21 protein-coding genes and 1 pseudogene are annotated in these 25,209 nt (G+C 69.2%); 11 read left to right on the plus strand and 11 right to left on the minus strand.

Features of this window, described 5'->3' with window-relative positions; all coding sequences use genetic code 11:
* Positions 1-62 precede the first annotated feature (62 nt).
* From HND92_RS18705 to HND92_RS18735, 7 genes are all read left to right on the plus strand, one after another.
* A complete protein-coding gene (locus HND92_RS18705; RefSeq protein WP_172209064.1) occupies positions 63-1,196 on the plus strand; it encodes an aminoglycoside phosphotransferase family protein in 1,134 nt (377 codons plus the stop codon).
* 67 nt (positions 1,197-1,263) lie between these two features.
* Positions 1,264-1,992 carry a 16S rRNA (uracil(1498)-N(3))-methyltransferase gene (locus tag HND92_RS18710; protein ID WP_172209066.1) on the plus strand — a complete coding sequence of 243 codons (729 nt, stop codon included), beginning with the start codon at positions 1,264-1,266 and terminating at the stop codon, positions 1,990-1,992.
* Entirely contained in the window at positions 1,992-3,419 is a 1,428-nt protein-coding gene (locus HND92_RS18715) for a hypothetical protein (RefSeq protein ID WP_172209068.1), read from the plus strand. Before HND92_RS18710 ends, HND92_RS18715 begins: the two co-directional genes overlap by 1 nt.
* The gene (locus HND92_RS18720) at positions 3,412-4,134 is read left to right on the plus strand and encodes a hypothetical protein (RefSeq protein ID WP_172209071.1); all 723 of its coding nucleotides are present in this window, start codon (positions 3,412-3,414) and stop codon (positions 4,132-4,134) included. Before HND92_RS18715 ends, HND92_RS18720 begins: the two co-directional genes overlap by 8 nt.
* A gap of 5 nt (positions 4,135-4,139) precedes the next feature.
* Positions 4,140-6,974, plus strand: a complete 2,835-nt coding sequence (locus tag HND92_RS18725; protein ID WP_172209073.1) for an ATP-binding protein — start codon at positions 4,140-4,142, stop codon at positions 6,972-6,974.
* Between the two features lie 98 nt (positions 6,975-7,072).
* Positions 7,073-7,720, plus strand: a complete 648-nt coding sequence (locus HND92_RS18730) for a hypothetical protein (RefSeq protein ID WP_172209075.1) — start codon at positions 7,073-7,075, stop codon at positions 7,718-7,720.
* Between the two features lie 297 nt (positions 7,721-8,017).
* Positions 8,018-9,073 (plus strand): sensor domain-containing diguanylate cyclase, encoded by a 1,056-nt coding sequence (locus HND92_RS18735; protein WP_172209086.1) that lies wholly within the window; start codon positions 8,018-8,020, stop codon positions 9,071-9,073.
* Between the two features lie 67 nt (positions 9,074-9,140).
* On the opposite strand, the gene HND92_RS18740 is transcribed toward HND92_RS18735, so the two are convergent.
* The 4 genes and pseudogenes from HND92_RS18740 to HND92_RS18755 form a co-directional block, all read right to left on the minus strand.
* Positions 9,141-10,016 carry an alpha/beta hydrolase gene (locus HND92_RS18740; RefSeq protein WP_172209088.1) on the minus strand — a complete coding sequence of 292 codons (876 nt, stop codon included), beginning with the start codon at positions 10,014-10,016 and terminating at the stop codon, positions 9,141-9,143.
* Positions 10,017-10,030: 14 nt separating this feature from the next.
* Entirely contained in the window at positions 10,031-11,494 is a 1,464-nt protein-coding gene (locus HND92_RS18745) for a M20 family metallopeptidase (RefSeq protein ID WP_172209090.1), read from the minus strand.
* Between the two features lie 350 nt (positions 11,495-11,844).
* A pseudogene (locus tag HND92_RS18750) lies at positions 11,845-12,352 on the minus strand (GGDEF domain-containing protein); the annotation flags it as partial.
* Positions 12,353-12,542: 190 nt separating this feature from the next.
* Complete coding sequence (locus HND92_RS18755) at positions 12,543-14,567, minus strand: methyl-accepting chemotaxis protein (RefSeq protein WP_172209092.1); 2,025 nt, start codon at positions 14,565-14,567, stop codon at positions 12,543-12,545.
* A gap of 460 nt (positions 14,568-15,027) precedes the next feature.
* Between HND92_RS18755 and HND92_RS18760 the strand changes: the two genes are divergently transcribed.
* A complete protein-coding gene (locus HND92_RS18760) occupies positions 15,028-15,990 on the plus strand; it encodes an IS110 family transposase (protein ID WP_371814822.1) in 963 nt (320 codons plus the stop codon).
* Positions 15,991-16,006: 16 nt separating this feature from the next.
* Here the strand turns inward: HND92_RS18760 and metW are convergent, their stop codons facing one another.
* The 3 genes from metW to HND92_RS18775 form a co-directional block, all read right to left on the minus strand.
* Complete coding sequence (metW, locus tag HND92_RS18765; RefSeq protein WP_011807201.1) at positions 16,007-16,591, minus strand: methionine biosynthesis protein MetW; 585 nt, start codon at positions 16,589-16,591, stop codon at positions 16,007-16,009.
* A complete protein-coding gene (locus HND92_RS18770; protein WP_103736979.1) occupies positions 16,588-17,727 on the minus strand; it encodes a homoserine O-acetyltransferase in 1,140 nt (379 codons plus the stop codon). The genes metW and HND92_RS18770 overlap by 4 nt, the downstream gene beginning before the upstream one ends.
* A 136-nt stretch (positions 17,728-17,863) precedes the next feature.
* Positions 17,864-18,442 carry a TMEM165/GDT1 family protein gene (locus HND92_RS18775; RefSeq protein WP_015914689.1) on the minus strand — a complete coding sequence of 193 codons (579 nt, stop codon included), beginning with the start codon at positions 18,440-18,442 and terminating at the stop codon, positions 17,864-17,866.
* A gap of 478 nt (positions 18,443-18,920) precedes the next feature.
* On the opposite strand from HND92_RS18775, the gene HND92_RS18780 reads away from it, so the two are divergent.
* Together HND92_RS18780 and HND92_RS18785 are read left to right on the plus strand one after the other, a co-directional pair.
* Entirely contained in the window at positions 18,921-19,286 is a 366-nt protein-coding gene (locus HND92_RS18780; protein WP_015914690.1) for an RNA-binding protein, read from the plus strand.
* A 240-nt stretch (positions 19,287-19,526) separates the two neighbouring features.
* Complete coding sequence (locus HND92_RS18785; protein ID WP_172209094.1) at positions 19,527-20,018, plus strand: RNA-binding protein; 492 nt, start codon at positions 19,527-19,529, stop codon at positions 20,016-20,018.
* Positions 20,019-20,091: 73 nt separating this feature from the next.
* On the opposite strand, the gene HND92_RS18790 is transcribed toward HND92_RS18785, so the two are convergent.
* From HND92_RS18790 to HND92_RS18805, 4 genes are read right to left on the minus strand one after another with little or no spacing between them, the layout of a single operon-like run.
* A complete protein-coding gene (locus tag HND92_RS18790) occupies positions 20,092-20,904 on the minus strand; it encodes an SDR family oxidoreductase (RefSeq protein ID WP_135147768.1) in 813 nt (270 codons plus the stop codon).
* 5 nt (positions 20,905-20,909) lie between these two features.
* Positions 20,910-21,530: an LPS export ABC transporter periplasmic protein LptC gene (gene lptC / locus HND92_RS18795; protein WP_088888014.1), complete on the minus strand. Its 621-nt coding sequence runs from the start codon at positions 21,528-21,530 to the stop codon at positions 20,910-20,912.
* Entirely contained in the window at positions 21,527-22,105 is a 579-nt protein-coding gene (locus HND92_RS18800) for an HAD family hydrolase (protein ID WP_172209096.1), read from the minus strand. The genes lptC and HND92_RS18800 overlap by 4 nt, the downstream gene beginning before the upstream one ends.
* A complete protein-coding gene (locus tag HND92_RS18805; RefSeq protein ID WP_088888012.1) occupies positions 22,105-23,106 on the minus strand; it encodes an SIS domain-containing protein in 1,002 nt (333 codons plus the stop codon). The genes HND92_RS18800 and HND92_RS18805 overlap by 1 nt, the downstream gene beginning before the upstream one ends.
* A 48-nt stretch (positions 23,107-23,154) precedes the next feature.
* Between HND92_RS18805 and HND92_RS18810 the strand changes: the two genes are divergently transcribed.
* Entirely contained in the window at positions 23,155-25,140 is a 1,986-nt protein-coding gene (locus HND92_RS18810) for a monovalent cation:proton antiporter family protein (protein WP_172209098.1), read from the plus strand.
* Positions 25,141-25,209: the final 69 nt, after the last annotated feature.

Consider the following 25,209-nt stretch of genomic DNA (forward strand, 5'->3'; position numbering starts at 1 on the left):
TGGGCACGGGCACCGCGGGCCACCCCGCCGGGGAAGGCCGGGTTTGTAGAATCCGATTATCCATGAGCCACCCCTCTTCCCCCACTCCGGCGGGCACATCCGAGCCGGCCACGGGCGCCGTGCACACGGGCGCCGTGCATTGGACCGACCCGGCCCGCCTGGCAGCCTTCAACGCCTGGCTGGCCCCGCTGGCCGCCTCGCTCCAGTTGCGGCCCGGGTCCCTGCGCCCGGCGTCCGCGGACGCGAGCTTTCGCCGCTACCTGCGCCTGGACGCTGTTGATGGCACCAGCCGCATCGTCATGGACGCGCCGCCCGACAAGGAAGACTGCCGCCCGTTCGTGCAGGTGCAGGCGCTGCTGCAGTCCGCCGGCCTGCGCGTGCCGCAGATCCTGGCCTGGGACGAGGCGCACGGTTTCATGCTGCTGTCCGACCTGGGCGCGCAGACGGCCATCGAACGCCTGGACCCCGCCAACCCGGCCGCCGCACACGCCTGGTACCTGCAGGCCGTGGACCTGCTCATCGACTGGCAGCGCGCCTCGCGCCCCGGCGTGCTGCCGGCCTACGACGAGCCGCTGCTGCGCCGCGAGCTGCAGCTCTTTCCCGACTGGTACATCGCCCGCCACCGCCAGGCCACGTTGACCGACGCCCAGCAAACCACGCTGGCCCGCGCCTTCGACGCCATCGTGGCGCAGAACCTGGCGGCCCCCAGCGTGTACGTGCACCGCGACTTCATGATGCGCAACCTGATGGTGGGTGCGGACGAGCGCCTGGGCGTGCTGGACTTCCAGGACGCGGTCTACGGCCCCGTGACCTATGACATCGCCAGCCTGATGCGCGACGCCTTCATCAGCTGGGAAGAAGACTTCGTCATCGACATTACCGTGCGTTACTGGGAGAAGGCCCGGCGTGCGGGCATCCTCGGCGCCGCGAGCAGCAGCGGCTGGGGTGCGGACTTCGGCGACTTCTACCGCGCGGTGGACTTCATGGCCTTGCAGCGCCACCTGAAGGTGGCCGGCATCTTCGCGCGCCTGACGCTGCGCGACGGCAAGCCCAAGTACCTGGCCGACGCACCGCGCTTCATCGCCTACATCCGCCAGACGGCCGGCCGCTACCGCGAGCTGTCGCCGCTGCTGCGGCTGGTGGACGAACTGGAAGGCACCCAGGCCGCCATGGGCTACGCCTTCGGGCGCGTCTAGGTTTACAGGCCAAATCGGCCTCCAGCGCTTGTCCACCAAGCGCTGGCAGCTACTATTTTTGAAAGATATGCCCCGTTTTCACTGCCCCCTGCCCCTGGCCGCCGATGCGCAGCTCACGCTGCCGCCGACGGCCGCGCGCCATGTGCAGGTGCTGCGCCTGCAGCCGGGCGACGCGGTCACGCTGTTCAACGGCGAGGGCGGCGAGTGGAGCGCCACCGTCACCCACATGGGCCGCAGCGACGTGCAGGTGCAGGTCGGCAGCCACAGCGCCGTGGAGCGCGAGGCCGCGCGCGCCGTGCACCTGGTGGTGGGCATGCCCGCCAACGAGCGCATGGACTGGCTGGTGGAAAAGGCCACCGAGCTGGGTGCCGCGAGCATCCAGCCGATTGCCGCGGCACGCAGCGTGCTCAAGCTGTCCGGCGAGCGCGCCGCCAAGCGCCAGCAGCACTGGCAGGCGATTGCCGTGGCGGCCTGCGAGCAATGCGGGCGCAACCGCGTGCCCTCCGTGCACGCGCCGCTGTCCCTGGCCGACTGGCTGCGCCAGCCCCCTGCCGACGCACTCGCCCCCGACGCGGCGCGCCTGCTGCTGTCGCTGCGCAGCGGCAGCCGCCCGCTGCGGGAAGCCGCGGCCCAGGGCGGCGCCGTCTGGGTGCTGCACGGCCCCGAGGGCGGCCTGACCGCGCAGGAGGAAGACGCCGCGCTGGCCCAGGGCTTTGCGCCGGCCAGCCTGGGCGCGCGCGTGCTGCGGGCGGAAACCGCCTCGGTGGCGGCGCTGGCGCTGCTGGGGCTGGCCTGATGCGCGCACTGGCCCCGGACGACCTGGCGCCACAGGTCGGCGATGACGCGCTGGACAACGGCGTGGGCGCAGGCATGGGCGTAGGCATGGGCGCCATCGCGGACTTCTTTCGCGACGCCTACAGTTTTGACGATACCGCGCAGGACTCCCCGCTGCTGTGGCACCTGTCGCGCCAGCAGCCGCTCACGCAGGCGCTGAGCGGCCTGTTCCACGGCCCCGCGGCGCTGGTGCAGCTGCGCGTGTGGGTGTTCCTGCAGCTGGCGGCGCAGGGCGACGCGCAACTGCCGCGCGAACGCATCGACGAACTCTTTCACGCGCTGCGCCCCGAAGCGCTGGAGACGGTGCTCAAGCGCCTGCGCGACGTGGGCCTGCTCGCCTGGGACGAGACCCAGCGCAGCTACCACCTGCCCGCGCTGGCCCAGCGCGTGGCCGGCCTGCTGGCGCCGCTGACCAGCCCCGCGCCCGAAGACGACAACGCCGACGGCGGCGAACTGGCCGCCCTGCTGGGCCAAGTGGTGGGCGCCAACCAGCTCGGCAGCGTGGATGCGGGCCAGGTGCAGCTGCTGCAGGCGCAACTGGCGCGCCTGCACGGCGAGTTTGCCGACGCCATCGCCAGCGGCTCAGAGTTCCGCCTGCGCGAGGCGCGCAAGCGCTACGACCGCGCAGCCCAGCTCATCGACCGCGCCTCCGATGCCATCACCGCCATCATCGGCAACAGCCACGGCCACCTGCTGCTGGAGCGCGCGGCGCGCGGCCTGGGCCAGGCGCAGTCGCGCCTGCTGGCCATGGCCAGCCAGTTCAACCGTGCGCTGCAGCAGGTGGACCGCCAGCGCGTGACGTTGGGCACCACCGGCATCACCAGCACCGACGTGAAGCGCTGGCTGCAGGCCGCACCGCAGCTGCACCGCCTGCTGGACGGCGCCGTGGCCCAGCCCACGCAACTGGCCACGCTGGCCCCGCACGAGCTGCTGGACGTGGTGGAGGCCGAGTTCGAACGCGACCGCCCCCAGCCCGCGCTGGCCGAGGCCCTGCCCAACGCGCAGAGCGCGCCCGCCGGCACGCTGACCGCCGTGGCCCTGCCGCGCGAGCTGGGCGACCTGAATGCGCTGCTCGCCGAATGGGCCAGCAGCAGCAGCGATGCCGATACCGCCCGCACCGCGGCCGAGGCCCTGCTGGGCCCGCGCCCCGGCGCCACGCGTTACGCGCAGCTGGCCTACAAGGCCCAGCTCATGCCCCTGCTGGGCGATCCGCAGGCCGCCGTGCTGCCGGGCCTGACGGGCGAGCTGGCGCGCCAGCCGTGGCGCATCGAATGGCAGCCGCAGGCCGAGCCGCTGGACCACCACCAGGTGGAGCTGCTCAGCCGTGGCCGGCTGATACCGGCCGAACCCGACAGCCCCCAGGGCACCGAGGAAGTGAAGAATGGATGACGCCGCCCTGCTGATCGCCGAGCTGCTCACGCGCCGCTGGCTGCCCCGCAGCCACCCACGTGTGAAGCGCGCGCTGGTCGATGCCGAACTCTTTGCCCAGGTGGAGCAGCGCCTGGCCCAATCCGGCCTGCGCTGGATGGACAGCATCTACGCCGACCACGTGAGCGTGGCCCTCTTGAGCGCCGCGCAGAACGGGGTGATGGTCGAGTCCGGCCTGAACGCCAACAACAACCTGGAGCTGCCGCGCGACGCGCAGGCGCTGCTCATCGTGCTGTGGGCGCTCATCGTTTTACCGAAGCGCGAGCGCCAGACCAGCCGCGTGCAGGAGGCCGACGCGGGGCAGAACGACTTCTTCCCCGGCGCCAAGCCCCTGCCCCAGGCCAGCGTGGCCAGCCCCGTGCTGTCGTACAAGGCGCTGCTGGAAGACTACGGCCCGCAGCTGGGCAAGAAGCTGCGCCTGGACGCCAACCTCAAGCTGTTGGAGCGCCACGGCTTCATCCTGCGCCGCCAGGACGAGATCGCCGAGGGGCCGCTGCTGGACGTGCTGCTGGACTACGACGTGCTCGCCCCGCGCATCCTGGACGGTGCGCTGGCCGACGTACTGCTGCGCGAGCGCGCTGCTGCGCCGGAATACGAGCCAAATCAGCCTCTAACGCCCGAACAGCAAGCGCCAGAAGCTATGAATAACGAAGCATCCACGGTGCAGGAGAACTGACCGCCATGTTCCACCTGCAAACCCTGGAACTCGTTCACTGGGACTACTGCCAGCGCGTGTCGCTGCCGCTGGACGGCTCCATCATCACGATTGCCGGCCCCAACGGCTCGGGCAAGACCACGCTGCTGGACGCCATGCGCACCCTGCTGGGCCTGCGCTGCTCGGCCCCGCGCGACTACCGCACCTATGCGCGCCACGCCGGCGCGCAGACCGCCTGGCTGCGCGCCGTGGTGGACAACCGGCCGCAGGGCCGGCAAAGCTCCAGCCGCCCATTCGCGCGCCGCCTGCTGTACAGCGACCAGGTCACGCTGGCCTGCCGCATCGACAAGAACGGGGGCGACTGGCAGCGCCGCTACTGCCTGGTCGAGGGTGATGTGTCCATCGAGCAGCTGCTGGACATGCCCGAGAAGGACCTGGGCTTCATGGGCGTGGAGGCCTGGGGCCGCGTGCTGGCCGCCGCCGGCCTGTCGCCGGCGATTGCGCGCGTGCTCTCGCTGGAGCAGGGCCAGACCGACCGGCTGTGCGAATTCAGCCCGCGGGAGCTGCTGCGCCTGGTGTTCGACGTGTTCGGCGACCAGCAGGTGCTGGACGCCTACGACCAGGCGCGCGAGCACCAGCAGCAGCTGGCGCGCGAGATGGCGCAGGCCGAGCGCGAGCTGGACCACAGCCGCGCGCAGCTCTCCGAACTGCACAACCGCGTGACCAACTACAAGACCTGGCAGATGCGCCTGGCCGAGCGCGAGCGCCTGGCCACCGAGGTGCTGCCCGTGCTCGGCTGGTGGGGCGAGCGCGAACAGCTCACCAAACAATCGCGCGAGTTGCGCCGCCAGAAGGCCCAGCACCGCGCGGCCCTGGCGGAGCAGGCGGTGCAGAACAAGCGCCTGCTGCACCTGCTGGAGGAAGGCACGCGCGCGCAACAGCAGGCCGAGCAGCTGCGCGCAGAGCGCGACCAGGCGCGCACGCAGCTGGACGAGGCCACACGCCACGAGGCCCCGCTGGAAAAGCTGGCCCAGCGCGAGCAGGAGCTGCTGGCGCTGGTGGACAAGGGCAGCAATGCCGACGAATTGCAGGCCCACCTGGCCCAGTTGCAGGACCAGGAATCGGCCCTGCAGGACGAGCGCAGCCAACTCACCCAGCGGCGCAAGCTGGCCGCCGCGCAGCTCGCCGCGCTCGAAGGCCAGAGCCTGCCGCCGCTGCCGCCCGAGGTGCTGCGCTTTCGCAAACAGCTGGCCAATGCCGGCATCGGCCACCGCTTCGTCGCCGAAACCGTGGAAGTGCAGGACGAGCGCTGGCGCGCCGCCATCGAGGGTGTGCTGCGCGGCCACCGCTGGGTGGTGCTGCTGGACCAGGCGGACGATCTGACCGAGGCCTGGGAGCTGGGCGAGCGCGAGCGCTACCGCCACTACATCGTCGAGCCGGGCAGCGTGGCGCTGAAGGGCGAGAGCGGCACGCTGCTGGAGCATGTGCGCTTCACCGCGCCCGTGCCGCGCTGGCTGGTGCAGCAACTGCAGAACCTGCGCTGCGTGGCCGACCCGCGCGAGGGCAAGAAGCTGGGCGGCACCTGGATCACGCCCCAGGCCTACATGCACGACGGGCGCGGCGCGCGCTCCATGTGGGTGGAGGCGCATGAGCACCAGTTCGGCGCCAGCGCCGTGCAGGCACGCCGCAGCGCGGCCGAGCGCGACCTGGCCCGCATCGATGCCCAGCTGGCACCCGTCCTGGACCAGCTCATGGCCCTCAAGCGCCAGATCACCGACACCCGCCGCGCCCTGGAAGGCCACAGCGCCGCCGAGGAGCTGGCGCGCCGCTGCGAAGAGTTTGGCCAGGCGCGCGAACAGTTGCCCGCCGCCAAGCAGGCGCGCGTGGCCGCCGCCCAGCTGTGGCAGCGCCTGGAGCAGGAATCCGCCCGCGCCCACGACCGCCACCGCGCCTTCAATGAGGAGCACAAGCGCCTGGAGGCGCAGCTGCAGCGCGCGCGCGGCGACAGCGAGCGCGCCGCGCAGGAGTGGAGCGCGCGCCGCCGCCAGCAACAGGGGGCCGTGGCCCGCAGCCAGGCCCAGCGTGCGCAGTTCCCGGCGCGCTGGATCACGCCCGCCGCCATGGGCGCGCTGGTCGACGAATACGTGAACGACACCCAGGCCAAGCTGCGCCTGCATGCCGTGGAGCAGGAACTGGAGCAAGGCACCTGGGAGCAGGACGCCACCGTGGAAGAACGCCACCGCCGCATGGACGTGACGGTGCGCGAGCAGGCGGCCAGCCTGTCGGACCACCAGGTCAAGAACGCCCAGGCCGCCACGGCGGTGCTGAACGCGCGCGAGAGCTACATCGAGGTGCTGCGCAGCACCGTGCGCCGCTACCGCAAGAACATCCAGGAGCTGGGCCAGCTGGCCGGTGTGGAAGTGGCGGCCGACCTCCCCCTGCTGGAGAACGACGACACCGTGCTCGCCCAGGCGGGCCTGAAGGTGCATTTCGCCTTCGACGGCAAGGGCAGCATCGGGCTGAACGACGGCGAGGCCTCGGGCGGGCAGCAGGTCATCAAGTCGCTGATCCTGCTGGTGGGCCTGCTGAAAGACGAGGAAAGCGGCTCGGGCGGCTTCGTCTTCATCGACGAGCCCTTCGCCCACCTGGACGTGCGCAACATCCAGCTCGTGGGCCACTTCCTGCGCAGCACGCGCGCGCAGTACGTGCTGACCACGCCCATCACGCACAACCTGGAGGTGTTCGAGCCCGCCGAGATCACCCTCGTGACCAGCAAGAAGCCCGCCGGCAGCCGCTGGGCGCCGCCCATCGCCGTGGCCAAGCGGCGCGGCGTGCCGGAGCTCCAACCCATCAGCGCATGATCGCCCTGCGCACGCAACCCAACGGGAACAGGCGCCGTACGCGGCACGGCGCACCGTGGACGAGCCTGCCAACGTTGCGGCCCGCCCAACAGGCCCTTTTGTGCGACTGGCTGCGCGCCGACGCGGCAGAACGCCAATGGCAGTCCCTGTTGGACATTGCGGGCGCGCAGCGGCTGGAAGCGCTGGGCATCGCCCGCTTCGCGCCGCTGTTGTGGCTGGGCGGCTCGCTCACTCTGAATACGCCCGGGGGCTGCATCGATGTGGCGGCTGCCGGCCTGTGCGGCCTGCCCACGCGCCTGTTTGGCGCGCCGGCTAGGGTGCGGGCGCCCCGCCGCTACTGGCTGATCGAGAACCGTGCAAGCTTCGAGCGCCAGGCAGTGGCGGCCGCGCCCGGCACTTGCGTGGTCTGGCTGCCCGGCCAGCCGCCGCAGAGCTGGCGGGAGGCGATGCAGTGGCTGCTACAGCAAGCCCCCGCACCAGCCGATGTGAGCTGCGACCCTGACCCCGCGGGCGTGGCCATCGCGCTGGCCGCAGGTGCGCTGTGGCATGCGGTGGGCCTGCCTTGGCAGGCCCACCGCATGCAGCCGCAAGACTGGGGCGCGGCCCCGCGCCTCCCGCTGAGCGCACACGACCATGCCTGGCTGCAGCGCCTGCAGGCCGACCCCGACCTGCCAGCCACGCTGCGCACCCTGTGCACCACGTTGCAAACCCAAGGCCACAAAGCTGAGCAGGAATTCTGGCTGTAGCGCATCCGGCGCCGCACCGCACAGCGACCGGTACCGCCCGTCAACGCGGTCCCACGACAGGGCATCGGGACAACTCATCGCCCCCCTGGCAGGCCAGACCTCCAGCTCACGGCAACTACCTATTCTCAGACCGCGCGCGGGCCGCCTACAGTCCACACAGCGTGCGCGGTCCGCAGCCCCGCGCCTCTGAGAAAAGGAGCTTGCGGGAACCAGGAGGCCACGGGCCGCCGCGGCCTTGCCCAGCGGACGCTGGATGCACTCATCACGACCGATCCCCATCAGCGCATCCGCCTGGCCATGGCGGGGTTGTCGGCGCTGCTGATGCTGGGCTGCATCGGGGCGATGCACCTGGTGGCCGCCGCCGGCCTGACCTATCCCGTGCCGGTGTACTGGTGGACCCTGGCGTGCGGCGCGGGCATCACCACGGTGTTCGTGCTCATCCGCAGCGGCGCCAGCCGGCGCTTTGCCGACCCGTCGCTCACGCTGTTCCAGATCGTCTATGCGATTGCCTGCAACGCGGCGGCCTATGTGATCGCCGGCCCCGCGCGCGGCATTGCGCCGCCCATTCTCGCGGTCATCATGATGTTCGGCGTCTTCGGGCTCACCCCCCGCCAGATGGTGGGCGTGGCGCTCTACGGGCTGGTGGCCTTTGGTGCAGCGGGCGCCGTGGTGCAGTGGTGGCATCCGGCTTGGCTATCGCCCGACAGCCAGCCCCCGGCGCTGTCGGCGGCCTACCTGGTCATGATCGCGGTGGTGCTGGCCAGCAGCACCTTTCTCGCCACGCGCGTGCACAGCGCGCGGGCCCGCCTGCGCAGCCAACAGCGCGAGCTGGCCGCCGCCGTGGAGCAGATCCGCGAACTGGCCGTCCGCGACGAGCTCACAGGCCTGCCCAACCGCCGCTACATGCTGGAGATGATGCGGCTGGAGCATGCGCGCGCGCAGCGCAGCCGGCAGCCCCTGCTGCTGGCGCAGCTGGACCTGGACCATTTCAAGGCGGTGAACGACACGCACGGCCATGCGGCCGGCGACGTGGCGCTGCAGTCGTTCGCGCAGACGGTGCACGGCTGCGTGCGGGCCAGCGACCTCCTGGCGCGCTGGGGCGGCGAGGAGTTCCTGCTGCTCATGGCCAATACCCACCCGGCGGACGGCACGCGTCTGCTGGAGCGCGTGCGCGCCACCGTGGCCGCCACGCCTGTGGCCCTGCCAGGCGGCACGCAGCTGTCTCTGACGGTGTCGGTCGGGCTGGCGGAACTGGCCCCCGGCGAGAGCACCGCCGCGCTGCTGCAGCGCGCGGACGCGGCCCTCTACGGCGCCAAGCGCCTGGGGCGCAACCGCGTGCTGCTGGCGCATTGACGGCGGGTTTGCTCCTGAAAAAGTAGCTGCTAGCGCTTGCTACACAAGCGCTGCAGGCCGATTTGGCTCAAGCCGCCACGGGCTGCACCCGGCGCACCGGGCAGCGCTGCTCCAGCCACGATTCCAATTGCGCGAACACGGGCGCCGCGTCGCGCTCGTTGAAGATCTCGTGGTACAGCCCCGCAAAGCCCTGGGCATGCACCACGGCCGGGGGCGCCGCTGCCGCGAAGGCACGGCTGCCCGCGGGATTGACGATGCGGTCGTCCTCACCCCACAGCAGCAGCGTAGGAACCGTCCAGCGCGCGGCGCGCGCCAGCGTGGCGGGGCCGGCATCGGCAATGAAGCGAGCCAACCGCGCGCTGATGCGGTCGTGGCAACGCCGGTCGGCCCGGTAGGCGGCCACCACGGCCGGGTCGTGCGACAGGTGTTCGGGGTTCAGGCCGTTGCCCACGCGCAGGTTGGGCACCAGCCGGGGCAGCGTGGCCAGCAGCAGCTTTTGCAGCGGGTTCATGAAAGTGGCCAGCGCGGGCGACGAGAGCACCAGCGCATCCACGGGGCGCACGCCCCGCGCCACGAAGCTCGCCGCCACCAGCCCGCCCATGCTGTGGCCCAGCAGCACCAGCGGCTCGCAGGGCCGCAGCCGCGTGCGTGTGGCGTCCACCAGGTCCGCCAGGTCGGCCAGCAGGCGCAGGTCGCTGGTGAGGCCGCCTCGCGGCCCGCCGGAGTCGCCGTGGCCGTAGTGGTCGTAGCCGCGCACGCTGAAGCCCCAGCCGTTCAGGCGCTGGGCCAGGGCCTCGTAGCGCCCCGCGTGCTCGCCCAGGCCGTGCACCAGCAGCACGGCGCCGCGGCGCTCCTGCGCGGGCAGCGGCCAGTCCTGTACGGCGAGGTTCTCGCCGTCGCTGGCGGTGAAGGGGCGCAGCGTGGGTTCGCTCAGTTCCTGCATGGCCGTGCGCGTTTTCAGGCCGGCATGCTGGCGATCACCTGCGCCACGGCCGCGGTGAGCTTCTTGGCGTAGGGCACGTGCAGGAACTCGTTGGGGCCGTGGGCGTTGCTCTTGGGGCCGAGCACGCCGCAGACCATCATCTGCGCCGTCGGGAAACCGCGGCTCAGCATGTTCATGAGCGGAATCGTGCCGCCCTGGCCGATGTAGCCGCAAGGCGCGCCGAAGTGCGCCTGGCTCGCGGCGTTGAGCGCCTGCTCGAACCACGGCGTGATGGCCGGGGCGTTCCAGCCGCTGGCCGCGCCATCGGGGGCGAAGGTGACCTTGGCCTGGTAGGGTGCGTTGTCCTCCAGCACGGCCTTCATCTCCTGCAGGCAGGCGGCGGCGTCCACCAGCGGCGGCAGGCGCAACGACAGCTTGAAGGCCGTGTAGGGGCGCAGCACGTTGCCCGCGTCCTTGAGGGCGGGGAAGCCCTCGGCCCCCGTCACGCTGAGCGTGGGCTCCCAGGTGCGCTTGAGCAGCGCCTGTACCGGGTCGGTGGTGGTGGGCAGGGCAAACACCGTGCTGCCACCGCAATCGGCATGCGCCCAGGGGAAACGCTTGTAGACCTCGTCGCCCAGGATGGCGGCGGTGGCCCGCGCCTGCGCCAGGCGGTCGGGTGGCACCTCGCAGTGGAAGTGCGCAGGCAGCAGGCGGCCCGTGGCCGAGTCCTCCAGCCGGTCGAGCACCTGGCGCATGATGCGAAACGACGACGGCACCAGACCCGATGAGTCGCCCGAGTGCACCCCCTCGGTGAGGATCTGGACCTTGAGCGTGCCGCTGGCCATGCCGCGCAGGCTGGTGGTGAGCCACAGCTGGTCGTAGTTGCCCGCGCCCGAGTCGAGACAGATCACCAGCGCCACGTCGCCCAGGCGGGTCTTCAGCGCGTCGATGTAAGGCAGCAGGTCGGCGGAGCCGCTCTCCTCGCAGGTCTCGATCAGGCCCACGATGCGCGGGTGCGGCACGTTCTGGCGCTTGAGCTCCTGCACCGCGGCCACGCTGGCGTAGACCGCGTAGCCGTCGTCGGCGCCGCCCCGGCCGTAGAGCTTGCCGTCCTCGTACTTGGGTGTCCACGGGCCCAGGTCGCTGCGCCAGCCCTCGAATTCGGGCTGCTTGTCCAGGTGGCCGTACATCAGCACGGTCTGCGTGGACCGCGGCTGGGTGGCCGCCACCTCGAAGAACAGCACCGGAGTGCGCCCCGGCAGGCGCACGATCTCCAGTTGCAGGCCGGCCACCTTTTGCGCCTCGACCCAGTGCGCGGCATTGCGCAGCACGGTCTCCAGGTGGCCCTGTTCGCGCCAGTCGGGCGCAAAGCCCGGTGACTTGGCGGGAATGCGGATGTAGTCGGTGAGCTGCCGCAGGATGTCTTCGTCCCACACCCGCCCCACGCGTTCCAGCGCGAGTGCGGCATCCAGGGCGGCGGCGGGCAGGCGGTCGTTCATGGCGGAACCTCTGTCGGTGCGCAAAAGGCGCAGGATACGCCAACACCCGCCGCCCGGCGACGGCGATCTGCACGGCGCCCTATTAGGGCCTGTTCACACTATTTTTGCCAGTGCGAATGGCGTGAAAACCGCGCCAATCTAGGCGCGTGACGACGCCAAGGCCGGGGCCTTGGCTAGGAGGGCAACGACGAATGGCGCGGTTTTCACTCCGTTCCCTCCGGGTTGCGATCGAAAAGGGCCATTCGCGGCGTTGCCAAGCCTCGCTGGGGTAGCACCCCAGCTTCGTTTGGCGCCTTGCGCCTGGCCCTTTTTGATCGCAACGCATCTGGCAAAAATAGTGTGAACAGGCCCTAGTCCACCGCCGGTACGGGCGCGGGGCACGGTGCCGCCAGCGCCGTGGACTCCACCCGGTTGCGCCCGGCGAGCTTGGCTGCATACAGCGCCTCGTCGGCCCCCCTGAACGAGCCTGTCCCAGCCATCCGCGGGCTGCAGGGGCCCGCCGCACACGCCGATGCTCACGGTCACCGGTATCTCCTTGCCGCCGCCCACACAGGGCAAGCGCTCCACGGCGCGGCGCAGCGTCTCGGCAAGCTCCAGGGCCCCGCCGAGCGGGGTGTGCGGCAACAGGACCATGAATTCTTCACCCCCGTAGCGACCCACCAGGTCCTGCGCCCGCAGGCGCGTGCGCAGCAGGTCCGCCACATGGCGCAGCACGCTGTCGCCCGCCAGGTGGCCATGGCTGTCGTTGACGGACTTGAAGTGATCGATGTCCACCAGCATCACCGCGTAAGGCTCGCGCAGGCGCACGGCGCGGGCCACATCGCGCTCCAGCGCCATGATGAGCGAACGGCGGCCCACAGGCTGATGCCCTCGCGGCGCCCCGGCCGCACTGCGCCCAGGGATGCCGCCATGGTGAGGGAAGCCGCCGCGGTCATCAGCAGCATGGTGGGCACATCGAGGAACGGCATGGAAACGGCAAGGGCGGGCGCGCCCCGGGCCAGGCGCGCAGCGCGCGAGGATAACCGCCCCGCCCCGGCGAGGCCCGCACTCAGGTAAGCGCGAGGGCCCCCACGCGCAGGTCGGCCACCTCAGCCATTGGCGCGGGTGCATGCGCAGGTGCCGCAATCAGGGACGCGTCGCCCAGGGCCGGCCCCAGCCTGAACACCTGCACGGCCGCGGCCAGGCGCGCCGCCTGCTCGCGCAGGCTGTGCGCGGCGGCGGCGGACTCCTCCACCAGCGCGGCGTTCTGCTGCGTCATCTGGTCCAGCTGGCCCACGGCCTGGTTGACCTGGCCAATGCCGCCGGCCTGCTCGGACGCTGCGGCCGTGATCTCGCCAATGATGTCGCCCACGCGCTGCACGCTGCCCACGATCTCGCCCATGGTGCTGCCGGCGTCCTGCACGAGGCGCGCGCCCGTCTCCACCTTCTCCACCGAGGCCTGGATGAGCTGCTTGATCTCGCGCGCCGCCTCGGCGCTGCGGCCCGCCAGGCTGCGCACCTCGCCCGCCACCACGGCAAAGCCGCGGCCCTGTTCGCCGGCGCGTGCAGCCTCCACGGCGGCGTTCAGCGCCAGGATGTTGGTCTGGAAGGCAATGCCGTCGATCACGCCGATGATGTCGGCGATCTTGCGCGAGCTCTGGTTGATGTCGTCCATGGTGGTCACCACCTCGCCCACCACCTGACCGCCGCGGGCCGCCACGTGCGCGGCGGAGGCCGCGAGCTGGTTGGCCTGGTGGGCCGCATCGGCGGACTGGCGCACGGTGGCCGTGAGCTGGTCCATGCTCTGCGCCGTCTGCGCCAGGCTGCCGGCGGTGGCCTCCGTGCGTGCCGACAGGTCCTGGTTGCCGCTGGCGATCTCGGCGCTGGCGGTGTCGATGCTGTCCACAGCCGTGCGCACCTCTTGCAGCATCTGCACGTAGCGCAGGCGCATGCCTTCCACTTCCCGCACCAGCGTGCCGATCTCGTCGCGCCGCGTGGTCTCGAAGCTCTGCGTCAGGTCGCCCTGCGCGACGAGCGTGATGGCCTGCGTGAGCCCGGTCAGCGGCTGGCTGACGCCGCGGCGCAGCATCACGAACAGACCCACGCCCAGCAAGCCGACGGCCAATGCCATCAATCCCCACACGGCCCAGGTGACGTGGCGCTGGCCGGCCATGGCCTCGGCGTCCGGCACCTCGGCAACCACCCACCATCCGCCCTGTGTCTTGCGCAGCAGCGCCCAAGGGTCCTGCGCGCCGGGCGAATACACCGCCGCCGCGTCGCGCACGAAGCCCTCTGGCGCAGCCACCAACGCCTCGAAGAAGGCCCGTGACTGGGGGAAGGCCTCCAGCACCCGCTGGCCCCGCGCCGTGGGGTGGTACACGAAGCCGGCCTGTTCCAGCCCGGCGCCGGGGTTGATCACGTACACGCCGCCGTGCTCGAAAAAGCGTGTCTGCTCCACCTGCTTTTGCAGCATGGCGTGGAAGATGCTGACGTCATTGCCGATGAACAGCAGCGCCACCACCTTGCCTGCCGTGTCCTTGACCGGCAGGTAGTGGCCCATGTAGGGCTTGCCTGCGACCACGGTGATGCCGGTGTAGGGCTCGCCCTTGGCGACTGCCGCGTAGGCAGGATCGGCACGGTCCAGCGGCGTGCCCTGCTGGCGCTGGCCTTGCGCATCTTTCACCGAGGTGGTGATGCGCACGAAGTCGTCGCCCTTGCGCGCAAACACGGTGGCCACGCCGCCGGTCTCGTTGGCGAACTTGTCCACCGCGCTGTAGTCCTCGTTGACCAGCGCGCCGAAGCTGCGCAGCTCCCCCGCGCCCTCGTCGAGCTGCATGGTGGCCTCGAAGTAGCGGCGAAAGCCGCGCATGGTGGCCTGGACCAGCTCACGGTTGGTGTTGTCCGCCGCATCCAGCGAATGGGCGACGGCCTGGGTGGTGCCGCCAATGCTCTGCACCAGCTGCGCCCGCGTGCTGCGTTCGGTCAGAACCGCCAGGGCCAGCCCCACGCCCACCAGCACCAGGGCCACAAGCCCCAGGGCGGTCAGCGTGACCCGGCGGGCAACGGAATGGTGGGCAAGCGAAACGGCGGCCATGCATGTCTCCAGAAAAAGGGGTGCGCCGGGTCGTCCCGGTCTGTCTGGAAATCTACGGCAGGCCTGCCGTTACATCTATTCACAATATCCCTTACGCGGTCTCACGTACCACGCATCCCGCCCAGAGGCCCGGCATCGGGAACAGAGGAATTTTGGCCTCTAGCGCTTGCCCACCAAGCGCTGATAGCTACATTTTCAATAGTAACAAACCCCGCCGGCGAGAAATGTCCCCTGCGCGCCGGGCTGGACGGTGCGCTTGTATCTTTAAACCAGACCAGCGCGGTAGAGTCTGAACGCCGTTGAGGCGGCCAGACCGGCCCGTGCAGTTTGGTAGGCGCTGGGGTGATAGAGCCCGTGACTGAGTACAGAACGCATGGCCGCCGCGCTGGTCTTCGTGAAGCCCGAACGGTTACGCGCGCCTTGATTGAGCGCGCATGCACAAGCAAGGGATCTGAAGATCATGTCTGTTACCTCAGTGACGGTGGGCATCGACGTGGCCAAGGCGCACGTGGATGTCTGTGTGCTGGGTGCCAAGAGCAGCGCCCAGCGGTTTGACAACGATGCCGAAGGCCACTCGGCGCTGGCGGCTGCCCTGCAGCCCCTGGACGTGGGTCTGGTGGTGATGGAGGCCACCGGCGGCTACGAGGCCGCGTTAGCGTGTGCCCTGCAGGCCACAGGCCTGCCCGTGGCGGTCATCAACCCGCGCCAGGCGCGCGACTTCGCCAAATCCATGGGACGCCTGGCCAAGACCGACGCGGTGGATGCGCGCACGCTGGCCGAGCTGGCAGCGGTGCTGCTGCGCCGCGACGATCTGCAGCGCTTCTTGCGCCCCCTGGCCGATGAGCGCCAGCAGTGGCTCGCGGCCCTGGTCACGCGCAGGCGCCAGTTGCTGACCATGCTCCATTCGGAGCGCCAACGGCTGCAGATCACGCCCAAGAAGCTGCACGCCAGCATCGAGGCCATCGAGGCGGCGATCAAGGCGCAGCTCGATGAGATCGAAGAGCAGATGGTCACGCATGTGCGCGAGCACTTTGGGGAGCTCGACACGCTGCTGCAGTCGGCTGCGGGAGTCGGCCCGGTGGCCAGTGCCACGATGATTGCCGAGCTGCCAGAGCTGGGCCGGCTGAACCGGCGCGAGATCGCTGCATTGGTGGGCGTGGCGCCCATGGCCAATGACTCCGGCGGCAGCAAGGGCAGGCGGCGCGTACAAGGCGGGCGCTTCGAGATCCGCCGCGTGCTGTACATGGCAACGCTCACGGCCACCCGCTACAACCCGGCCATCAAGGCCTTCTACGAGCGTCTGAAGGCCGCTGGCAAGTTGCCCAAGGTCGCCCTGGTCGCTTGCATGCGCAAGTTGCTCACCACGCTCAACGCCATTGTGCGCACTGGAAAACCTTGGGACAAGTCGCTTCATTGCGCTTGACTTCGAAGACGGTTACTCAGTCGTGCTCGAAACGGAACACTGCCGTGCCCGCACGCGCATTGGGCAGCCAGCGCACCTCGCGCCCGTCCTGCAGGCCGAAGGCGTCCAGGATGCGCAGCTTGTTCTTGTGCGCCAGCACCTCGAAGTCCTTGAACGTGCCCACGCGGATGTTGGGCGTGTCGTACCACTGGTAGGGCAGGCGCCGGGTGACGGGCATGCGCCCGCGCAGCACCGACACGCGGTTGGGCCAGTGTGCGAAATTGGGGAAGGCGACGATGCCGCTCTTGCCCACGCGCGCAGTCTCGCGCAGCATCACCTCGGCATTGCGCAGGTGCTGCAGCGTATCGATCTGCAGCACCACGTCGAAGCTGTTGTCGCCGAACATCGCCAGCCCCTCGTCGAGGTTGAGCTGGATCACGTTCACGCCGCGGCGCACGCAGGCGAGCACGTTGGCGTCGGCGATCTCGATGCCGTAGCCGCTGCAGCCGCGTTCGCGCTGCAGGTAGTCCAGCATCGCGCCATCACCGCACCCCAGGTCGAGCACGCGCGCGCCTTCGGGCACCAGGCGCGCAATGGCTTGCATGGTGGCGTGGTCGCTCATGGTTGTCCTCCCTGCAGCCCCTTGGCAACACTATCGAAATAAGAGCGCACCACGCCCATGTAGCGCGGATCATCGAGCAAAAATGCATCATGCCCGTGCGGGGCGTCGATCTCGGCGTAGCTCACGTCGCGGCGGTTCTCCAGCAGCGCGTGCACGATCTCGCGGCTGCGCTGGGGCGAGAAGCGCCAGTCGGTGGTGAAACTCACCAGCAGGAACTTGGCACGCGCCACGGCCAGCGCCTGCGCCAGATTGCCGCCATGCTGGCGCGCAGGGTCGAAGTAATCGAGCGCGCGCGTGATGAGCAGGTAGGTGTTGGCGTCGAAATAGTCGCTGAACTTGTCGCCCTGGTAGCGCAGGTAGCTCTCGATCTGGAACTCGATGTCCTGCGTGCTGTATTTCAGGTCCATGCCCTCGCGCAACTGGCGCCCGAACTTCTCGTTCATCACGTCGTCGCTCAGGTAGGTGATGTGGCCGATCATGCGCGCGATGCGCAGCCCGCGCTTGGGGATCACGCCGTGGCGGTAGAAGTGCCCGCCGTGAAAGTCCGGGTCAGTGACGATGGCCCGGCGCGCCACTTCGTTGAAGGCGATGTTCTCGGCCGTGAGGTTGGGGGCGCTGGCCACGACCACGGCGTGGCGCATGCGTTCGGGGTACTGCAGCGTCCAGGAAAGCGCTTGCATGCCGCCCAGGCTGCCGCCCATTACCGCTGCCAGTTGCGCGATGCCCAGGCGGTCCAGCAGGCGCGCCTGCGCATCGACCCAGTCCTCCACTGTGACGACGGGGAAGTCCGCACCGTAGACCTCGCCCGTGTCCGGGTGGCGGTGCATGGGCCCCGTGGACCCGAAGCACGAGCCCAGGTTGTTGACGCCGATGACGAAGAACTGGTTGGTGTCGACAGACTTGCCCGGCCCAATCATGTTGTCCCACCAGCCCTCGCTCCTGGGCTGGCCTGCGTAGCTGCCTGCGACGTGGTGCGAGGCATTGAGCGCATGGCATACCAGTACGGCGTTGGAGCGGTCGGCGTTGAGCGTGCCGTAGGTCTCGTAGGCCAAGGTGTAGTCGCGGATCGAGGCCCCCGACTGCAGCGGCAGGGGCTCGGCGAAGTGCATGGTTTGCGGTGTGGCGATGAACGACATGAAAAAACCCGGCTTCGCTAAACAACGAGGCCGGGTCCGGGTGCGTGCTGGGGTGGCAGGCGTGTCGATCGGTCACGTCTTTAGCTGGATTTGTAAAGCGCCCGCAAGCGGTGCAAATCGGCGCGTCTGCGGGCCATTATGCCAAAGGCGTCGCATCTCCCGCAAACAGCGCCAGCAGGCCCAAGACCAGGAAGATCAACGCAGACACCAGATGCACCACGCGGATCGGCACCTTCTTCACCAGACGATCCCCCAGCCAGACCACGGGCGCATTGGCCAGCATCATGCCCAGCGTAGTACCCGCCACGACCCAGAAGTAGGCGCTGTACTGCGCAGCCAGCATGACGGTGGCGACCTGCGTCTTGTCGCCCATCTCGGCCAGGAAGAACGCCACCAGCGTCGTGCCGAACACGCCGAAGCGCGGCGCCGCACCGTCACCGTCGTCGTCCAGCTTGTCGGGAATCAGCATCCACACCGCCATGGCAATGAAGGAAAGACCCAGCACCCAGCGCAGCACCTGCGGCCCCAGCACGGTAGTCACCCACGACCCCACCGCGCCTGCCAGCGCGTGGTTGGCCAGCGTGGCCACGAAAATGCCCAGCACGATGGGCCAGGGCTTGCGAAAGCGTGCGGCGAGCACCAGCGACAGCAGCTGGGTCTTGTCACCCATCTCGGCAAGGGTGACGATGGCGGTGGAGACGAGGAAGGCTTCCATGGGGCGGTCGTAATAGGATTTCCGGCCGGAAGTACATCGGACAGCATTGACCACGCTCCGACTCCGGCCTGATGGATCGGTACGCGGTCAATGGTCTCGCCCGACCCGCTGTGGCAGCGGGTCCCATGCACCATGGCGCCCAAGGGCCCCAAGTCTGTTGATGCATGCATCCTCTCGCGTCGCAGTCGCAGCGGACTCGCGCGGGGCAGGCTACTCCCCAAAGACAGCGGGGGATTGTATCCGGTCGAAGAAGGCACCTTTTTGCCCAGCTAGACACAGTAGTTACCCTGGAAAGTGTTGCAGGCGCGCAATTACGACATCCTTGGGGTTATGGCAATGCTTGATAATGGCCGTGCAGTTCTGCCATGCGGAAGTGCACGCTGCGGTGTCTGGTCAGTTTCGCGTCTTTGAAGTCGTCACAGGTTTGTTGATTGCGTCGGGCTCCATCGCATTTCATGTTTTTTCTAGGAGTCCGATCATGGGCAACAAACTCTACGTGGGCAACCTGCCCTATACCTTCCGCGACCAGGATCTGGAGCAGACCTTCAGCCAATTCGGCGCCGTGCAAAGCGCCAAGGTCATGATGGAGCGCGACACCGGCCGCTCCAAGGGTTTCGGCTTTGTCGAAATGGGCAGCGACGCTGAAGCCCAGGCCGCCATCCAGGGCGCGCATGGCCAGAACTACGGCGGCCGCGACCTCGTGGTCAACGAAGCCCGTCCGATGGAACCCCGCCCGCCCCGCAGCGGCGGCGGCTTTGGTGGCGGTGGTGGCTACGGCGGTGGCCGTAGCGGCGGTGGCGGTGGTTATGGCGGCGGCTACGGTGGCGGCCGCTCCAGCTATTGATATTCCGCTGAGTCAAAAAAAGGAGCCTTAGGGCTCCTTTTTTTGCGTCAGATTGACGACACGTGCGTTGAAAACCCCTTGCATCTTTACAAAGGTTCTGGCGCATAATGTTTTGACGAGGCATTGCCTCGTAGAGGTTGCGGTGATCCGTCAGTTTTCGCGCATAGGGCGTCATTGTGATTAACTGGCTGCGGGTTCGGGACTCCGTCGCTCATTCCATTGTTTTTGAGGAGTCCCTTAATGGGCAACAAACTGTACGTCGGCAATCTGCCGTACTCGGTGCGTGACCAAGATCTGGAGCAAGCCTTCAGCCAGTTCGGTGCGGTGACCAGCGCCAAGGTCATGATGGAGCGCGACACCGGCCGCTCCAAAGGCTTTGGCTTCGTGGAAATGGGCAGCGATGCCGAAGCCCAGGAGGCCATCAATGGCATGAACGGCCAGTCCCTCGGCGGCCGCAGCATTGTCGTGAATGAAGCCCGTCCCATGGAAGCGCGCCCCCCCCGCAGCGGTGGCGGCTTTGGTGGTGGTGGTGGCGGCTACGGCGGCGGCCGCAGCGGCGGTGGTGGCGGCTACGGCGGCGGTGGTGGCGGCTACGGCGGCGGTGGTGGCGGCTACGGCGGCGGCGGTGGTGGCCGCAGCGAAGGCGGCTTTCGCAGTCCCTACGGCTCCGGTCCACGTGGCGGCGGCGGTGGCCGTGGCGGCTACGGCGGTGGCGGCAACAACGGATATTGATTTTGGCAGGCGCGGGTAAAAGCGCGCTCCACCATCACAAGGCTCCCTCGGGAGCCTTTTGTCCTTCCAGGCCTCAGGGATTGGAAGATCGGCCCTGCCCCGCGCGATGCTTGCGTGGCCGTCCCGCCAGCAGCCGGTCGAACCACGCATCCGGCAATATGCGCAGCAGTTTGGCCACTACGCCCATCTGCCAGGGAATCACCCGGTATGTCGCCCCCGCCTCAATGGCACGGAACGCGCGGTCCGCAAAAGCCTGCGGCGGCAACAGGAAGGGCATGGCATACCGGTTCTCCCGCGTCAGCGGCGTATCCACATAGCCCGGGCAGATCGTCACCACCTGCACGCCGGTGCCGCGCAACTCCCCCCGCAGGCTCTCGCAGTAGCTGATCACCGCCGCCTTGCTCGCGCAATAAGCTCCATGGCCAGGCAGGCCCCGGATACCCGCCACGCTGCCGATTCCCACCAGCCGGCCGCTGCCACGGCGGACCATCGCATCGATGAACGGATGAAAGGTGGCCGCCATGCCCAGGGTGTTGGTCGCAAAGGTCTGCGCCATGACATCGAGGTCGCCGCGCTGCGCCGTGTCCACCCCGACGCTGATTCCCGCGTTGGCCACCACCACATCGGGCAGCCCTTGGCGCTCCAGACAAGCGTGGCACGCCGCGATGACGCTGTCAGGCTGCGCTACATCTGCGCTATATATTTCATAGCTACCCGCGCTTATCCCTACTGCCATGACCCAGGATTCGATCATATCCACGCGCCGCGCCACAAGGGCCAACCGCCACCCTGCCCGGTGGTAGCGCTCGGCCAGCGCCTGGCCGATGCCGCTGGAGGCTCCAGTGATCAACACCAGCGGGCGGTCTTGCGGAGCCGAACGTGACATCTCGGTCAACGGCGCACGGGTGCGGGCATCAGCGTGCCGCGCACGCGGCCGCGCAGTTGCATGACCTGCTCCAGGTTGTCGTAGTCCATGCTGTCGGCGGTGAACGTGTCGGCGCCGCGCTTGAGTGTCACGGGCTGGTCGGAGCGCACGCGCTCTTCATTCACCCATGCATGCAGGAACTCCCCCTGGAACTCCAGCCGCGGCACTGGCGCGCGGCCTTCGGGGGCAGACGCCTCGCGCGTGACGATGGCATTGCCGTAGAGCTGAACCTCGCTGCCGTCCCCGTTGGACAGGGCACGATTCGCACGGGCGGTGACGACGCGCCCCTCCTCGTTCACCGAGCGCATGCGCGCCTGGTCGATCTCCAGCGTGTCGTTGTCCGCGTAGTGGCGCGCCAGGGTGCCGCGGATCTCGCTCTGCAGTCGGCCCGTGGCATCAAAGCTTTTGACCGCGAAGTCGCGCATGTAGTAGTCGGGCTCGTGGCTCACGGGGCGCTCCTGCGCCGGCTGCTGCGGCCGCGGCGCGTTGCGCACCAGCCACCAGGAGCCCAGCGCCAGCAGCCCCATGAGCAGCACGGGCAGGTAGAGCGACAGGCGTTCCCACGCCAGGTGTAGGCGTGAGGTCATACGGCATGCGCGGCCAACAGACCGGCGTAACGGCCACTGGCGACCAGCAGCAGGTCGCAGAACTCCCGCGCCGCACCCGCGCCACCCGGCGCGGCGGTGACATGGTGGGCGACGGCGCGGGCCTCGATGTGGGCCTGCGCGGGCGCACAGGCGAAGGCCACACGGCGCATCACCGGCAGGTCGGGCCAGTCGTCTCCGATGGCGGCGGCCTGCGGCCACGACAGGCCCAGCTCGGCCAGGATGGACTCAGCCGCCGGGCGCTTGTCCTCGGTGCCGAAACGCGCATGCATCACCCCCAGCGCCTTCAGGCGCAGCCGCAGCGCCGGTGAATCACGCCCCGTGACCACCGCGGGCGTGATGCCCGCCTGCTGCAGCAGCTTGATGCCGTGTCCGTCAAGCGTATGAAAACGCTTGAGGGTCTCGCCCACTTCAGAGAAATACAGGCCGCCGTCGGTCAACACACCATCCACGTCGAAGAAGGCGACGCGCACCGGCTGCGCCAGCAGCAGGAGTTGCGGATCGAACTGCAGGGCCGGTTGCAGGGGGGGCAGCGGCGTGGCGTTGGACGGGGACATCAGATCACCTTGGCTCGCATCAGGTCGCCGATGTGCACCACGCCCACCAGCACGCCGTCGTCGTCCGTGACCAGCACGCTGGTGATCGAGTGATGCTCCATGGCCTGCGCCGCATCGGCCGCAAGGGCATCGGCTGCAATGGTGCGCGGGCTGGCATGCATGACGTCCTGGGCGCGCGTCTCGCGCAGGTCCACGCCGGCCTCGATGCGCCGGCGCAGGTCGCCGTCCGTGAAGATACCCACGGGCCGGCCCGCATCGTCTACCACCGCGGTGGCGCCCACGCCCTTGGCGCTCATCTCGCGCATCAGGGTGCTGAAATTGGCATGGGGCGGTACGTGCGGCACGTCGGCGCCCGCGCGCATGACGTCGCGCACATGGGTCAGCAGCTTGCGGCCCAGCGCACCGCCGGGGTGCGACCGCGCGAAATCCTCGGGGCGAAAGCCGCGCGCGTCGAGCAGCGCCACCGCCAGCGCGTCGCCCATGGCCAGCTGCGCCGTGGTGCTGGTGGTAGGCGCCAGGTTCAGCGGGCAGGCCTCGCGCTGCACGCTGCAGTCCAGCACCAGGTCCGCGTGGCGCGCCAGGGTGGACTGCAGCCCGCCCGTCATCGCGATCAGCGGGACGCCCAGGCGCTTGAGCACCGGTAGCAGCACGGTGATCTCGCTGCTTTCGCCGCTGTTGGAGAGCGCCAGCACCAGGTCGCCGTTGGTCACCATGCCCAGGTCGCCATGGCTGGCCTCGGCAGGGTGCACGAAGAACGCGGGCGTGCCGGTGGAGGCCAAGGTAGCGGCGATCTTGCGCCCCACGTGGCCGCTCTTGCCCATGCCCATGACCACAACGCGGCCCGTGGTTGCCAACACGCGCTGCACCACCTGCACGAAGCCGCCGCCCAGGCGTTCGCCCATGGCATGCAGCGCCTCGGCCTCCGTGCGGACGGTCTCGCGTCCCAGGCGCAGGGCCTGTTCGGCATTGAAAGACGAGGAAGCGGCAGGAGCGACAGGCATGGATGAATTCTATCGGTCGGCCCACCTGCGGCTCGGCTACGATGAAACATGTCCTCTCTCGCCCTGACCCTGCTTTACCTGCTGGCCGCCGTGCTGGGCGTGGTGGCATGCCGCAGCCTGCGGTTGCCGCCGATGATGGGCTATCTGGCGGCGGGCATCCTCATCGGCCCGCATGCCCTGGCCTTGACGCAGAACTCCGAAGGCGTGCGCCACCTGGGCGAATTCGGAGTGGTGTTCCTCATGTTCACCATCGGCCTGGAATTCAACCTGCCCAAGCTGCGTGCCATGCGCCGCCACGTGTTCGGCCTGGGCCTGCTGCAGGTGCTGGCGTGCATGGCGGCCTTCTCCGCATGGTTGCTGCTGCTGGCGCGGCTGACCGGCGGCGTGTGGGACATGGGCTGGCAGACCGCACTGGCGCTGGGCGGAACGCTGGCAATGAGCAGTACAGCGATCGTCGTGAAGCTGATGTCCGAGCGCGGCGAGCTGGAGAGCGAGCATGGGCGCAGGGTGTTGGGTATTTTGCTGTTCCAGGATTTGGCCGTGGTTCCCATGCTGGTGCTGGTGCCTGCGCTGGGGTCCGAGCCCGAGCAACTGCTGACGGCGCTGGCGGTCGCCCTGCTGAAGGCCACAGTACTCGTGGCGGTACTGCTGGTTGGCGGCCAGCGCGTGATGCGCTGGTGGCTCACGCAGGTGGCGCGGCGCAAGAGCGACGAACTGTTCATGCTCAACCTGCTGCTGGTCACGCTGGGGCTGGCCTGGCTGACCGAACTGGCAGGCCTCTCGCTGGCCCTGGGCGCCTTCATCGCCGGCGTGCTGGTGTCCGAGACCGAATACCGGCACCAGGTGGGCACCGATATCCGCCCCTTCCACGACGTGCTGCTGGGGTTGTTCTTCATCACGGTGGGCATGATGCTCGACTGGCACGTGCTGGTGGAGCGTTGGTCGCTGGTGCTCGTGTTGCTGGCCGCGCCGCTGCTGATCAAGACGGCCATCATCGTCGCGCTGGCCCGCGGGTTGGGGACGACAACGGGCGTATCGCTGCGCACCGCGCTGTACGTGGCGCAGGCAGGGGAGTTCAGCTTCGTGCTGCTGTCGCTCATGCAGGTCCACGGCCTGCTGCAGCCCGCACTGATGAACCCGGTGCTGGCGGCCATGGTGCTGTCCATGCTGGCTACGCCATTCCTCATCCAGTACAGCAACCGCATCGTCATGAAGCTGGTGGCCAGCGACTGGCTGCAGCAGTCACTGCAGGTGACCACCATCGCGCGCCAGGCCATCAACACCAGCGGGCACGTGCTGATCTGCGGCTACGGCCGCTCGGGGCAGAATCTGGCACGCATGCTGGAGCGCGAAGGCATCGCCTACATGGCGCTGGACCTGGACCCCGACCGCGTGCGGCAGGCCGCCGCCGCGGGCAACTCGGTCGTGTTCGGCGACGCCACGCGCCTGCAGGCGCTCAAGGCAGCGGGCCTGGCGCGTGCGGCCGCCCTGGTCGTCACCTACCTGGACACTCCCGCCGCGCTCAAGGTGATTCACCATGCGCGCACCCACGCGCCACAGCTCCCCGTGGTCGTGCGCACCCAGGACGACTCTCAACTGGAGAAGTTGCAGGAGGCCGGCGCCACCGAGGTGGTGCCCGAGGCCATCGAGGGCTCGCTGATGCTGGCCAGCCACGCACTGGCGTTGGTGGGCGTGCCCATGCGCCGCGTGCTGCGCCTGGTGCAAGACCAGCGCGATGCACGTTACGGCCTGCTGCGCGGCTACTTCCACGGGGCGGACGACGACACGCCGTCCGAACGCGGCCAGGAGCGGCTGTACTCCCTGTCCCTGCCCGCGGGCGCCGCCGTGGTGGGGAAGCCGCTGGCCGACCTGCCCCTGCATGGCATCGGCGTGCGTCTGGTCAACGTGCGTCGCGCCAGCGGCGCCATGTCCCCGCCCGACGACCGCACGCCCCTGGCCGAAGGCGACACGCTGGTGCTGTCCGGCCATCCCACCGCCCTGGGCCTGGCAGAGGAGAAGCTGCTGCGCGGCTGATTACACTGTGCGCCCTGGCGGTGCCCGGCAGGGTCTGCACATCCGAATCGTTCTCTCTTTTGCCCCACC

The organism is Diaphorobacter sp. JS3050, from assembly GCF_013154915.1.
Lineage (GTDB): Bacteria > Pseudomonadota > Gammaproteobacteria > Burkholderiales > Burkholderiaceae_C > Diaphorobacter > Diaphorobacter nitroreducens.